This is a genomic window from Clostridium paraputrificum AGR2156 (assembly GCF_000424025.1).
Classification (GTDB): Bacteria; Bacillota; Clostridia; order Clostridiales; family Clostridiaceae; genus Clostridium; species Clostridium paraputrificum.
On the sequence record NZ_AUJC01000006.1, the window covers coordinates 126,521 to 140,332 of the forward strand.

13 protein-coding genes are annotated in these 13,812 nt (G+C 27.8%); 2 read left to right on the forward strand and 11 right to left on the reverse strand.

Features of this window, described 5'->3' with window-relative positions; genetic code table 11:
• The first annotated feature begins 1 nt into the window (after position 1).
• Positions 2 to 796, forward strand: coding sequence for an anaerobic sulfite reductase subunit AsrB (gene asrB, locus G594_RS0107345; RefSeq protein ID WP_027097993.1), 795 nt, complete (start codon positions 2 to 4; stop codon positions 794 to 796).
• Between the two features lie 12 nt (positions 797 to 808).
• On the forward strand, positions 809 to 1,858 hold the full coding sequence (gene asrC / locus G594_RS0107350) for a sulfite reductase subunit C (protein WP_027097994.1): 1,050 nt from the start codon (positions 809 to 811) through the stop codon (positions 1,856 to 1,858).
• A 262-nt stretch (positions 1,859 to 2,120) separates the two neighbouring features.
• On the opposite strand, the gene G594_RS0107355 is transcribed toward asrC, so the two are convergent.
• The 11 genes from G594_RS0107355 to G594_RS0107410 form a co-directional block, all read right to left on the reverse strand.
• Positions 2,121 to 3,236, reverse strand: coding sequence for an NERD domain-containing protein (locus G594_RS0107355; RefSeq protein WP_027097995.1), 1,116 nt, complete (start codon positions 3,234 to 3,236; stop codon positions 2,121 to 2,123).
• Between the two features lie 166 nt (positions 3,237 to 3,402).
• Positions 3,403 to 4,020 (reverse strand): hypothetical protein, encoded by a 618-nt coding sequence (locus G594_RS0107365; RefSeq protein ID WP_027097996.1) that lies wholly within the window; start codon positions 4,018 to 4,020, stop codon positions 3,403 to 3,405.
• 257 nt (positions 4,021 to 4,277) lie between these two features.
• Positions 4,278 to 5,024 (reverse strand): hypothetical protein, encoded by a 747-nt coding sequence (locus tag G594_RS18545; protein ID WP_051195934.1) that lies wholly within the window; start codon positions 5,022 to 5,024, stop codon positions 4,278 to 4,280.
• A gap of 44 nt (positions 5,025 to 5,068) precedes the next feature.
• A complete protein-coding gene (locus G594_RS0107375; protein ID WP_027097997.1) occupies positions 5,069 to 5,926 on the reverse strand; it encodes a type II restriction endonuclease in 858 nt (285 codons plus the stop codon).
• A gap of 27 nt (positions 5,927 to 5,953) precedes the next feature.
• A complete protein-coding gene (locus G594_RS0107380; protein ID WP_027097998.1) occupies positions 5,954 to 6,865 on the reverse strand; it encodes a DNA adenine methylase in 912 nt (303 codons plus the stop codon).
• Positions 6,866 to 7,633, reverse strand: a complete 768-nt coding sequence (locus G594_RS0107385) for a DNA-methyltransferase (RefSeq protein ID WP_027097999.1) — start codon at positions 7,631 to 7,633, stop codon at positions 6,866 to 6,868. It lies immediately after the preceding gene.
• A gap of 41 nt (positions 7,634 to 7,674) precedes the next feature.
• Positions 7,675 to 8,391 (reverse strand): TRM11 family SAM-dependent methyltransferase, encoded by a 717-nt coding sequence (locus G594_RS0107390; RefSeq protein ID WP_034866099.1) that lies wholly within the window; start codon positions 8,389 to 8,391, stop codon positions 7,675 to 7,677.
• Between the two features lie 110 nt (positions 8,392 to 8,501).
• Entirely contained in the window at positions 8,502 to 11,006 is a 2,505-nt protein-coding gene (locus G594_RS0107395) for an SIR2 family protein (RefSeq protein ID WP_027098001.1), read from the reverse strand.
• Between the two features lie 67 nt (positions 11,007 to 11,073).
• Positions 11,074 to 11,382 carry a nucleoside triphosphate pyrophosphohydrolase gene (locus G594_RS0107400; RefSeq protein ID WP_027098002.1) on the reverse strand — a complete coding sequence of 103 codons (309 nt, stop codon included), beginning with the start codon at positions 11,380 to 11,382 and terminating at the stop codon, positions 11,074 to 11,076.
• A gap of 20 nt (positions 11,383 to 11,402) precedes the next feature.
• Positions 11,403 to 12,569: an HNH endonuclease domain-containing protein gene (locus tag G594_RS0107405; protein ID WP_027098003.1), complete on the reverse strand. Its 1,167-nt coding sequence runs from the start codon at positions 12,567 to 12,569 to the stop codon at positions 11,403 to 11,405.
• A 132-nt stretch (positions 12,570 to 12,701) separates the two neighbouring features.
• The gene (locus G594_RS0107410; RefSeq protein ID WP_027098004.1) at positions 12,702 to 13,811 is read right to left on the reverse strand and encodes a 3'-5' exonuclease; all 1,110 of its coding nucleotides are present in this window, start codon (positions 13,809 to 13,811) and stop codon (positions 12,702 to 12,704) included.
• Position 13,812 lies beyond the last annotated feature (1 nt).

Genomic DNA, 13,812 nt, shown 5'->3' on the forward strand with positions numbered 1-13,812 from the left:
TATGGAAAACAATATATTAACACCTAAATCATATGAAATTATTAGCGTTACTCATGAAACTAACCATGAATACACTTTTAGAGTTGCAACTGATATAGTTCCTGAGCATGGACAATTCCTACAACTATCACTACCTAAAATTGGCGAAGCACCTATTTCTGTAAGCGGATTTGGACTAGGATATATGGACTTTACAATAAGATCTGTTGGAAAGGTAACTGATGAGCTTTTCAAATTACAATCAGGGGATAAAATCTTCTTAAGAGGAGCATATGGTAAAGGATGGCCAGTTGAAAAGTTTAAAAATAAAAATTTAATTATAATTGCTGGTGGTACAGGAGTTGCCCCTGTAAGAAGTATGATTAATAAATTTTATATTGAAGAAGATTATGTTAAATCATTAAGTTTAATCTTTGGCTTTAAAGATATAGATTCTATATTGTTCAAACCTGAATTAGATAAATGGAGAGAGAAATTTAATACAATATATACACTAGATAAGGGTGAAAAAGATGGTTGGGAACAAGGTCTTGTAACTAAACATTTATCAAAACTTCCTTTAGACTCTTTTGAAGATAACTATGAAGTTGTTATAGTTGGGCCACCAGTAATGATGCACTTTACAGCTCTTGAAATGCTAAAACTTGGTGTTCCTGAAGAAAAAATCTGGGTATCATTTGAAAGAAAAATGTCTTGTGCTGTTGGTAAATGTGGACACTGTAGAATTGATGAAACTTATGTATGCTTAGAGGGCCCTGTATTTAACTATACTAAGGCTAAATCATTATTAGATTAGGAGGATACTTTTATGAATCATGATATAGATATTAAAAAGGTTAGATTAAATTGTTTTCGTCAATCAAAGATTCCTGGAGAATTTATGCTTCAAATGCGTGTACCAGGAGGTCTTGTTAATGCTAAATATTTAAGTGATATTCAATATATTGCAGAAACTTATGGTAATGGTACTTTTCATATGGGAATGAGACAAACCTTCAGTATCCCTGGAATTAAATATAAAAATATTCCTTCTGTTAATGAGTATATTTCTAATTATTTAAAAGAAGTTGAAGTTGATGAATGTAACTGTAATATGACAGTAGATGAAAATGGATATCCTACAATAGGTGCTAGAAATGTTATGGCATGTATAGGTAATTCTCATTGCATAAAAGCAAATGCTAACACTAAGGATTTAGCAAATAAAATAGAAAGCCTAGTCTTCCCTTCTCACTACCATATTAAAGTTTCAGTATCAGGTTGTCCAAATGATTGTGCTAAAGCTCATTTCCAAGACTTTGGTGTTATTGGTCAAGCTAGAATGATATATCATCCTGAAAGATGTATTGGTTGTGGTGCTTGTGTAAAAGCATGTGAACATCATGCAACTAGAGTTTTAAGTTTAAATAAAAATGGACTTGTAGATAAAGACCCATGCTGCTGTGTTGGTTGCGGTGAATGTGTTCTAGCTTGCCCTGCAAGTGCATGGACAAGAAGTCCTCAAAAATTCTATAGAGTTGTTATAGGTGGAAGAACAGGAAAACAAACTCCTAGAATGGGTAAAACTTTCTTAAACTTTGTTACTGAAGATGTAGTATTAGGAATGTTTGCAAACTGGCAAAAGTTTTCTGCTTGGGCATTGGATTATAAGCCTGAATACTTACATGGAGGCCACTTAATAGATAGAGCTGGATATCATAGGTTTAAAGAAATAATTTTAGATGGAGTTGAACTAAACCCTGAAGCTTTAGTTGCTGAAAATATATACTGGGCAGAAACAGAATATAGATCTAATATAAATGTTAAACCAATTGGAAAACATAAAACTATAGAATCAAATAGAGAAGTACAAGATTAATCTAAAAAATGTTGGGGGAATATTTATTTTGCTTGTTTCGTGGCAAGATCTAAGTCACATCAAAACAAATATCCCCCCACTTATACTAAAGATAAAGAAAAAAACTTAACTTCTTATGTTCTTAACTTCTTAAGAAGATAAGAAGTTATAGTAAAAATACGGCTTTGAATGAGTTTTAATAAAATAAATTTGGAAAATACATATGTTTTATTTAAAAACAAAAATCCCTTTAGAATAACTCTAAAAGGATTTTTTTCTATATTTATATATTTACATATTTATTTATTATGTTTAAAAGGTCATCACCATACTCGTCTACCTTAACTTGTCCAAAGCCTTGAACTTTCAAAAGCTCTTCCTTTGTTCTTGGTCTCTCCTTAACTAATAAATCTAAGGTATTATTATTGAAAAGAAAATATGGCTTATTCCCCTCTTCCTTTGCTTTATTATATCTATACTTTCTTATCTCTTCATATAAATCACTTGTATTATCTTCTACCTGCTCTTCTGTTTTCTCTTCTTCCACAACCTCAGTTGCTACTACTTGCTCATTTTCAGCTACTTCCTCAACACAGGCTTCTTCCTGCACTGAAACCTCAACATTCTCTTCAACTGTAGCTTCCTTAAAATCCTCTTCTGTTAATCCATACTTAGCATTATAATCAAAAGTTATCTCCTTATTATTCTCTAATAAGAATTCAGCTATTTTAACCATATGGCTTTCAAACATCTTGCCATCCTTTTGGCATTTACTTAGCTTTTTCTTTAACATAGTTGTTATTTGATCATATTTATAAATGCCATTTCTTATAGCATAAGGTGCTTTACTTCTATTTATAATAGCTTTAGGATTTGCAATTATTACTGTAGAATAAATTGGAACTCTTTTAATTATTCCATTACCCTTTAAGAAATTTTCTAGTATTCTTATATGTCTTTCATTTTGAGCAATTGGGCTATACATTCCCTCTTGCTTAAAGACCTTTCCTTCTTTAGTTTTAAATCTTCTTATAAACTCTCCTGCTTCATTTATTACAATATCTCCATTAAGTTTTTTAGTTTCAAGTACCATAATAAAATATTCTGTAATTAGGATATAGTCCATTTGAGCAACATAACCAGCATTTTCAATTCTTATATCATGTAAACAAATCATTGGAATAAAAGAATTCTTTAGCTCATAGCTTACTGCCCTTTCCCCTTCTAGACCTATCTTTAGATTTATTATGTCTCGTTGTATTTTCTTTCTCTTTTCGCTTTTTACTCTAGAAAAGAGTTCTTCAAGATCATATAATTGCTTATTTTCACTTTCAAAATCTTTATAGAACTCTGGACCTTTTATCTCCCTAATATCTAATAAATTCTTTAAAAAAGACATATTATACCCCCACCAGTAAATACTTTTTTCAATATTATACCATATCTTGCAACTTCAATCCAACTTCTGGCATTTGATTTCATTTCTATGCTTTGTGGTGAAAATATAAAAAACTACTCCTAATTATTTAGAAGTAGTCTAAAACATCTAATCATTTTTAATTTTTCTACTTGCTGTAATTAAACTTTTCATTAATTCTTAATAATACTTGTATTACTCTAAAGCTATCAGTAATCTCAAATGACCACTGCTTAACCCTTTTATCTTTGTCTTTTATAATGACTTGTATATTATTATTTTTATTATAACCTACCTCAAATGAATATATTTCTTTTCCTTCTTCATCTTTAACCTTATATTTTTGACTATCAAGATTGCTAGTGTTCTCATATTCACCCTTATGTCCATAAGGCAAGTTCTTATTTATTATTGTTGCAATTGATTTTATATTACTTGGAATTTCCCCACTTTCCTCAAAGTATATAAATTTTAATTCTCTAAGCAAGTGTTCTAATTGAGTTATATTGGTTTTTATAGGTTCTAAAGCTTTCAAGCATTTTTCTAGCTGCTCAATATCTTCATCAAAAGTATCTTCGACATCTTGCAATTGTTTTTTTGTTTTTCTGAAAGTTTTAAGTATTCTATTGTTTTCATCAAGATTAATAACTTTGTCACATTCTGTACATTGAAACTGATACTTATCATTAGTGTACTCTTTATCCTTTTCTGTAAGTTTTACTAACCTAAAAGCAGTTCCACCGCATTCACATTTATAATCTTCCAATTTTCTCACCCCATAAAAGTTATATTCACCAAAAAGTAACTTTATGTTATTGTATTTCTTAAATAGAGTGATCTTTATCTTTGACCAATACTATCTATACATTCAGTACTTCTATACATTATTCTATTTGGAATTTGTCACTGAAAAAAAATCAGTACCAATTAATTTGATACTGACTTTAAATACTATTACAATAGAATTTTAACTTTATTTATATTTTAATTATTTGTTATAATATATAATTGTATCATCTTAAATTACTTTAATATAAATTTATCATTTTTTGTAATACTATACTCTTTTAAATTCACTATATTTCTTATTTTACTATAATCAATTTCATTCCATAACTTAGGCCTAGTATGAGATAATGCCCTCAATATAACTTCATCTATTTTTTTATTAATATCTACGCAGTGAATAGCTTCTAAATATCTATAAAAGCTCATTCTCCTCCCCTCATACCTTGGCATAGGATAATTAATATCTTCTTGCATTACTATTAATGTTATCAACTTAGATAGCTCATCAATGGAATAATTTTTATTATAATTTCCCTCAAACAGATACTTCTTTCCAATCTTGTTATGCAATAATTTCACTTTTTGTAATAACTCTACGTTAGGCGGCAAAAATCTAAATCTTTCTAATTCTAAATAGATATCTCTATTTATATTACTTCCTTTTATCGCTAAGTCAATTATAAATTCTTCTAATTTTGACTTCAAATGAGGAGCTTGTACCACTTTATTATAAAAATCTATAACTATATTAACATGTGATACAGGAATATCGTTGTAATCTACTCTATAATCATATTTTTCTACCTTATCCCCGCTAACTTTAGTCTTATATCCTGGAAAAACTATCTTTATATCTAAATCATTATTTACTTCCAAACCTGTTTTTAATTTGATAAAAGCTTTTTTATTCTGATAATATAACTGCAAAAAATTATTTTTATTAAATATTTCTACTATTTGTTTCTCTAACTTTGTATACATCTTTTTCCCTCTAACCTCATATTTTATATAAACCTTTATATTATCTATTTAAAAATCTTATTCATTATTCCATTTTCCATATCATCAATACTGTATATATTTTCCATAGCATCAAAAGTCTCTCTTAAATTCCCTCTAGCACTTTTCCATGCTGTTCCGTCAGTAAACCAAACAAACGTAAACCCATCTATAGTATCAGCTTCTTGAGAAAGCATTTTATAACTTCTAGCTGTTTCATTTAATTTTGAACCTCCACCTGTTCCTCCATAAAAATTTGTTTCTATTGCATAAATCATACTATCAGTTTTAACAACAAAATCAAATCTCTTTCTTGCTTTTCCATTATTGGACAACGCTGATAAGTCAATATCCCATTTCTTTTCAATATCTGCAAGATACATTTCTTTGTAATACTCTCTAACATTCGAATTTTTAATAAAGTTTTCCACCAAATTTTCCATTTGATGACCTCCTCTATTTTTTCTTCCATTAGAATCTAATCCTGTTTCAACCCCATATGCATAATCAACTAAATTATTTACCAAATGGTTTTGAATAATATCAAATAACCCTGTTTTTCTCATAAATACTTTATATTGCTCTATATCGTAATTCATTTTTTTAAAATTATAAACAAATTTTCCTTCTTCATCTTGGGCAAAAATTTCATATTGTCTTACAGCCAATAATAATGGAATACATTTTAATACTTCTGGATATTTATTAACTATTTTTTCAAAATCATCTTCTATATTTTTAGAACCTATTAATGAATTTAGTATATTTAATTCAATCTTTATCTTCTCAATATTATTAACTACCTTATCAAAATCAATATAATATCCATATCCAGATATACTTGTCCTAAATTTATCTAACCATTCCTCAAAATTTCTTTTCATTTCTCCCATCCCCTTTTTAATTAATATCTAATAATTTTTAATTAATAATTCAGATACTTTTCCTCTTCCAGTTCCCTTACTATTAATATTCCTAGCTGCCTTTATTCTATCTATTTTAAATTGTTTATATAATTCATCAAAAAATTCATCATTCTCATCAGTATTCTTAGGATCTGAATTACTTTGAATAAATTTAGCTCCTACCTTATCTATTCTTTCACACAGTTCCGCTAACCTTTTTTGCGAATTATCATTAAATTCCTCCCTAGAATAATCTGTAAAGCTATCCTTTTTTAAAGGTCTGTATGGTGGATCCATATAAATAAAACTTTTATCATTAATGTACCTTTCTATACCTTCAAAATCTCCATTTAAGATAATTACATCTTGTAACGCATTGCTTGCTGATAAAATATTTGCTTTTTCGAATATATTTATTTTTTCTTTTTTTCCAAAAGGTACATTAAATAATCCCTTTTTATTCTCCCTATATAATCCATTAAAACAACTTTTATTCAAGAAAATCATATAGGAAGCATGTTCTATCTCTTTTATATCTATAATATCATAACTTATACTTCCTTTTCCTTTATTAAACTTTTCCCTAATACTATAAAAAAGTTCACTTTTTTCCTCTAATGAATTTAAATTATTGTATTCATTTTGTTTTCTTTCCAGAATTTCTATTAGTTCATAAGGTTTTTCTTTAAGCACCTTATACATTAATACTAATTCTTTATTAATATCATTAATTATAACCTTTTTAAATTTATATTCATTCATTATATGAAAAAAAACTGCTCCGCCTCCTATAAAAGGCTCTATATATGTAGTTATTTCCTTATCTATATCTTTGGGAAATCTTGACTCAATTTCTGGTATAAGTTTGGATTTTCCACCAGCCCATTTTAATACTGGTTTCGCTTCATTATTACTCATTTATTTCCTCCTTAGTTCAACGTCTTCTAATCTTTTTATAGATAAATCTATATATTCTTCTGATATATCTATACCAATATATCTTCTATTATTAATAACTGCAGCTACTCCAGTTGTAGAGCTACCGCAAAAAGGATCTAAAATCAAATCATTTTCATTTGTTGATATCTTAATTATTCTATCTAGTAATTTAATTGGTTTTTGAGTTGGATGTTTTCCAAATTGTTTTTCACTTCTAGGTGTTGTACTTATAGTCCATAAACTTCTCATTTGCTTGCCTTCACTAAGCTCCTTAGCCAAATTATAATTAAATATATGCTTAGATTTTTTAGTTTTTTTCGCCCATATTAGAGTTTCATGACTTGCAGTCAAACACCTACACCCAAGATTTGGTGCAGCATTAGGCTTATACCAAGTAACTTCATTTATAATATAGTATCCCAATTTTAACAATATATATGTTATTTGATGAATACAATGATATGTTCCAGAAATCCATATAGTTCCTTCATCTTTTAACACCCTATCGCATTCTTTTAACCATCTTTTATGAAACTTAATATCATTATCTAAACCATTTGATTTATCCCACTCACCTTTATTTACCGAAACCATTTTCCCATTTGAACATGTTATGCCATCATTGCTTAAAAAGTATGGAGGATCCGAAAAGATCATATCTATAGATTTTTCTTCTAGCTTTTTTAAAGTTTTAACTGTATCAGCACAATATAAACTATATCTATCTTTTACAACACGTTTATTCATAATTCACACTCCTCCAAATTATATTTTACATTAAAAAAGAGCTAATTTGAATAGCTCTTCTCAAATACGAATATATATTCGTGTTGAATTAATAAAAAATTCTTCTTTTTCGCAATTTCTCTCCACTTTTCTGTGTTTTTACAATTATGTTGTTCTTTAATTATTATTTCTTTTAGTAAAAATCTCGCATTAATAAATATATTCATGACAGTAAAACCTAATGGCTCGATATATCCTTTTTTTCTAACATCACCAATTATTACAGCACACCTACTATGCTTCTTTAATACCCTAAAAGATTCAGTTGCAACTTCTAGCATTGCACTATAAAATTCCTCTTTCCTTAGCAAAGATAAATCATCCTTTATATTATTGCTGTATTTAATTATGTCTAAATATGGTGGATGGGTACAAATAAAATCAACCGATTCTCCCTGCAAATTTAGCTTTTTAGCATCACCTAAATATAAACTCTTATCACCATTTAGCTTCCGTGTTCTATCCTGTGTAATAGAAATTGCATTTTTATTTATATCTATTCCAATAATTTTTCTATTTAATAATAAACATTCTATTGCTGTCGTTCCACCACCTAAAAATTGATCTAATATAACATCATTTTCTTTTGTATATTTAATTAGTAAGTTTCTAACAACTCTTGGGGAGCAATTTCCAGGATAGTCACCTCTATGAGTAGCCCAATCTCCTCTATCCTTAAAACTCCATATTGAAGTTTCTTCTACATAAAAAGAGTCCATAATTAACACCGCCTCATATTAATTATGGACTCTTTTATTAATTAAATATTCATACGTAACATAATTCTTGTTCCTTATTAACAATATCTGTATATACTATTAATATAACTTTAGACCATTTTTATTCTATTTTTTAAAATAAACTCTTTAACAAACTCATCCCCACTAGAAAAATTAATCACTCCATATATTTTTTTACTTTTTAATAAGTCAAAAAATCTTTTAACTACCAATACATCTAATTGATTATCTTCATCAATTCTCTTTGTTACCATTATCTTTATATAATCAAACATTTTCATACATTCATCTTTTGATATTGATATATTAAATTTATCTATATATTTAATTTTTTCATTTATATAGCAATTAATTGAATATGCAAGTGGCTGAGTAATTTCTTTTTCTTCAATTAACTTTATAAGTCTTTGTTCACCAATTTTAAAAATAGGTTCAGCGATACTTAAATCATTTAAACTATTTGCATGTCTTAAATAGTTTCTACCAAGTGCATGCTGAATTTGATATTTATCTGGGCGAATACTTTCAGCTTGCTCAAGATGATTTAGTGCTTTTTCAAACTCTAAATCTGCTTGCTCAACCAATCCTAGCTGAAGCCAATAATAACTAATATTATTATACCAATCTTTAATTTGATAATACAGTTTTTTAATTTCTTCATTTTGAAAATTCATATCTTTTCTTAATCTATCTTCTTTTGTTAATTGCTCAAATATAATTCTATAACTATTATATTTATTTTCATTAACTTTTCCTGCTATATTTACAAGAACATTATAAATACATTTTAATTTAAAAGGATTTCCACATGCATCCAAAATATTTTTTGTATATATTCCATTTCTGATTTGTATACCATTTCGATCTATCTTTAACATATTGCAAATAGCATCATTATTTCCTTGTACTATATCTATATTCGTATTGTAAATAATATTCAAAAGTTCATTGGGTAAGTAGTCAACATCTAATTTATCAAATATAGCTAATGTAACAATTATATATTTTGAAATATTATCTTGCATTAAAGCTTCCTTGCTTTCTATACTTATACTGTTTTTGAAATCTGTGCCATTTGTTAATTTTATCATGAAAGTTATTAAATCTTTTTCTTTCTTTAACAATCGTATTTTATTATCTAAACTTCTTTGGCTTCTTAAATATCCTAGATATCCTTTTTCATCTAATTTATTCACTATATTTAATGCATATTCATAATTTACTTCTGTACTAATTAAATATTCTTTATAACTTTTATTATCATCTATTAAATAATATTTCTTTTTATTATGATAATATTTTCTTGAAGCTGCTAATATAAATAATTTCTTATTTATATTTCTATCTAACAATAACTTTTCTATTATAGGATAACTTTGACTTGCATTATCAAAAATCAATACAAATTTATCATGTGATATGCTACTTATATATTCTTTTAACAGTTTAATATTAAATTCCTCACCTTTAAACTCTATTACTTCATATCCATCATTTAATAAATCTACTGCTAATCTTTTTAGCATAGTTGTTTTTCCGATATAAGACTGCCCTACCATTGATATACATTGCACATTTGTACCATCTATAAGATATTTTTCAGACTTTATATCTTCTATAATTTGTTTCTCTAATGGATTTACAAAATCCCATTGATAAAATATATCTTCCCATTTAGTACTTTGACCCTGATATAATTCACTATTGTATTCCCCTTGTTCATAGATTTCTTTTATCCTCTTTAACAAGTGAAACCCTTCATAAGACATTTTTCCCTCTAAATATTTAATCTTTTCAGGTTTATAATTTAAGCTGGCTAAATACTCTAAAAACTCTTTAGTATCCCACTCAATTAGCTCAGCATTTAATGATTTAATCATTCTTTTAAACTTGGCTGAAGGTTTAGGATTTATAAAAATTAATTTTCCTTTTCTCGATTGATATCCAGCATTCTTATATAAATTTATATAATATTCAATATCTGGTTCTTCAAAACTTGTTCCTAAAAAAATAATATTATAACGCTGAATATCGAATGAAAATTCTAGCAATCTATAGTCAGTCTTCCCGATTCTGTTAATGTAATCATTGTCAGTAAATGTATATCCCTCTTTTCTGTTTCTTACGCAACCATGCAACTTATAATACTCCGTACCTTCAAAGTCATATTCTTTCTCAATAGCTGAATTCTGAACCTTAATAGGTAATTTATTTTTTATATATATTTTTTCAACTAAATCATCTATATTAGTAGTATAAATCTTTTTCCACGGATATTTAATCAAATTAAAATGATGCTCTTGTGGATATACATTAGAATAAATTGTTGTTAAAAAATCATCTAATTCGTCACGCCCCTTCATATCTTTTGCCAACTCACACATTTCTTTTAAGTTATATCTATTAATTTCTTCTATATCACCATGATTTTCATCAATATGTAATAACTTCTCTTTAATTTCTGCTTTTAAATCTGTCGGTAGTATAGCATTGCCATTTCCAATATTACTACCAAACGAAAAACCAGCTCCCAAAAAAAGAATTGGTGCTCCCTCTAGAAGCATATCCCTTAATTTTTTAATGTTATCACTCATGTTATCATCCCTTCATTAAATTTTTAATTTACCTAATTTGTAAAAATAAATTTTCTTACATTTTTTTCTACATTACACCTTTCAAAATAATTCCTTCTTCAAATCCACCACGTTCTCTCTTCTTCTCTTCCCTCTTCCTAATCAAATCCTCTTCACTATATCCAAGTTCATTAGCCAGTCCAAAAAGAACCTCCATCACATCCACAAGTTCCTCTAAATTCTTATCTTCTAAGAACTCATTAACTTCTTCCATAAGTTTCTTCTCAAGCAATTCATACTTTTCCTTACCTTGAGCTACTCTGATCTCACATTCCTTGCCATCAGTTCTTATAATTTCAGGAATTTTATCTCTAACCAACTTATTATATTCCTTCATAATTCTTCTCCTGTTGAAACTTAACTTCTTATATAAATCCCATTAACCACCTTAAATCCTTGGTTAGCAGCAATATTATAAATAGGGCATGTCCCATCCTTATACCTTTTAAAGAACTCTTCATAACTTCCTTTACCTTTAAAAGCTACTGCATCTGGAACTCTTAAAATCCCCCTATATTCCTCAATTTCATTCTCCCTTTTCTCATCTACCACAAAGCAAAAAGCATCATACTGCAATTGGGCTAAACCTTCTATATAATCTTCATAATTAAATAAATTATCACTTTTTTGACTATTTATATTCTTAAAGGTAGGCACCAAATTCCACATTTGATCATGAAGTACAAAGCTCCATGGTATAAAATGGTCCATGCTTAAGTTACCATGTTCTTTATAGTTTTCCTTTGTAAATGGTAATCCTGTATATAAATCAATGATATTTTTTCTTTCAATAATGCTAGTCCAAATCTTTGTTTGAGTAGTAAGTTTTCTATTTAGTGGTGCTTCAAGCTTCATTGCAATTCCAGGAACATTAGGATTTCTTTTTTGCAAGAAACAAACCAACTTATAATAAACCCATCCTTGAATCATCTTATAGTTATACTTTAAATAATCATCCCAACCTTCTCTAATTCTGATACAGTTTTCTTCATCACTATTTCTATAGATTTCATATATCCATCTCTTATGCTCCTTAGAAAGTATCATTACAGTCTTCAGAGGAGGCTCCTTAGCTATACCATCATAAAATGGTGATAAAAACTTGTGTGGAACATTATATGTTAAGTTTTTTATCATTTTGTTTAATTCTTTATCATTAGAATTATAAATAAAATCTATTAATTCACCTTTATTAATGTTTGGCTTCAAATTATAGGTATCTGAAATATAATTAACAACCTTTCCTAGGTTATCATATGCTCCAAAGTATAATCTGAATTTTGATATAGGATACCATGCATAGGCAATCATTCTAGTTATTAATTTTCTAAATTCTATTTCAACATTACCTTCTTGAACTTCATCTAATATCGCTAGTAGCCAATACATTTTATAACTTGCAACAACTCTATCATCCTTTAAAACTCTAGAGAAAGTTATGTAATCTACTTCTCTGCTATAGGGAACATCTACCCCCATGGCTATCTCTTTTTCTGCTATATTTCTCATAAATTCTTTATCCATTTTTAATTACACCTTTAACAATTTATTCATATATTTAAAATTCTATATATATCTCCATATTCCTTCCAAATACCTTATTATATTTCAAATTATTTCCTAGATATTAAAAAAGGAAGTTAGTTTCCTAACCTCCTAAACTATTTCTTCTCCTTCTATAATTTCAAAGAATTCTTTTTCAGATATCATTTTTATTCCTAATTGCTCTGCTTTACTTATTTTGCTTTTTCCAGGAGCTTCTCCTAATACAACTAAATCTGTTTTACTACTTACGCTTGTTGCAGCTGTTGCACCATATTTAATTGCTAACTCCATCATTTCGTTTCTTTCCTTTGTCATATCCCCTGTAAAAACAAGCTTCTTGCCATTAAATATGTCTTTAATTATATTATTTTTAGCCTCTTCAAGCCTTCTTTTATTATTTTCTTTTTCTTCCTTACTTAAATACTTTATTTTAGTATTAACTTTTTTATCAGTATCTTTATCTGGAGCTCCTTTAATTGATGATGCACCTAATTCTACCCATTTTTCTATTTTTACTACCTTTAATAATTCCAGTAAGTCTAAGACATCTTCCATTGCAGTATGTGTTTGTTCACTCTTTATTCTAAAGTGTTTTAATAAGCTAATTAACTTATAACTCTCTAAATCCTCTTTTAACTTTATATTATGCATACTGCAGTAAAACTTTTGTTTTTCATCTACCCACTTCCAATATCTTAGAAAACTTCTTTCAAACTGTGCATTATGAGCTATTATTGGACATTTATATTTTGATATGAATGCTTTGAACCTTTCTATACTCTCTTTATCTTCTTCAATTGCTTCTAGGCCTTGTCCATAACCTTTTTTATACAAATCTTCATCTGTTATCTTTGCAATATGAATAGAATCTACCACTCTATAGTCTTCCACAAAAACTGCTACTACTTCTCTTATTCCATCCTTTGGTTTAAAACTTTTAGGAGTCTCTATATCAACAATTATAAACCTTTCCCTTTTTTGCATATCTACAAAACACTCTGGCATAATACTATGTAATTTACCATTTATATTTAATATAATTTCAAATTTATCTACATATCCTACAACATCACATTCTACAATATCTGCAGTATAAGCTCCTTTGTAGTATAGGGTCTTTATTTCTTTTGCCTTAGGGGATATAATCTCAAACTCCTTTAGTTTTTCTAACTTTTCTTCAAAGGAATCAAATTCTTTCCATGCTCTTTGGGGACTAATCATC

What these genes read in the sequence shown, in the direction of transcription:
- G594_RS0107355 (WP_027097995.1), bottom strand. Translation starts at nt 3,236, where the DNA reads ATGTCTTTTTTAAAGAATTTATTAGATATTAGGGAGATAAAAGGTCCA.
- G594_RS0107400 (WP_027098002.1), bottom strand. Translation starts at nt 11,382, where the DNA reads ATGAAGGAATATAATAAGTTGGTTAGAGATAAAATTCCTGAAATTATA.
- G594_RS0107375 (WP_027097997.1), bottom strand. Translation starts at nt 5,926, where the DNA reads ATGAAAAGAAATTTTGAGGAATGGTTAGATAAATTTAGGACAAGTATA.
- G594_RS18545 (WP_051195934.1), bottom strand. Translation starts at nt 5,024, where the DNA reads ATGTATACAAAGTTAGAGAAACAAATAGTAGAAATATTTAATAAAAAT.
- G594_RS0107385 (WP_027097999.1), bottom strand. Translation starts at nt 7,633, where the DNA reads ATGAATAAACGTGTTGTAAAAGATAGATATAGTTTATATTGTGCTGAT.
- G594_RS0107395 (WP_027098001.1), bottom strand. Translation starts at nt 11,006, where the DNA reads ATGAGTGATAACATTAAAAAATTAAGGGATATGCTTCTAGAGGGAGCA.
- asrC (WP_027097994.1), top strand. Translation starts at nt 809, where the DNA reads ATGAATCATGATATAGATATTAAAAAGGTTAGATTAAATTGTTTTCGT.
- G594_RS0107390 (WP_034866099.1), bottom strand. Translation starts at nt 8,391, where the DNA reads ATGGACTCTTTTTATGTAGAAGAAACTTCAATATGGAGTTTTAAGGAT.
- G594_RS0107405 (WP_027098003.1), bottom strand. Translation starts at nt 12,569, where the DNA reads ATGGATAAAGAATTTATGAGAAATATAGCAGAAAAAGAGATAGCCATG.
- G594_RS0107410 (WP_027098004.1), bottom strand. Translation starts at nt 13,811, where the DNA reads ATGATTAGTCCCCAAAGAGCATGGAAAGAATTTGATTCCTTTGAAGAA.
- G594_RS0107380 (WP_027097998.1), bottom strand. Translation starts at nt 6,865, where the DNA reads ATGAGTAATAATGAAGCGAAACCAGTATTAAAATGGGCTGGTGGAAAA.
- asrB (WP_027097993.1), top strand. Translation starts at nt 2, where the DNA reads ATGGAAAACAATATATTAACACCTAAATCATATGAAATTATTAGCGTT.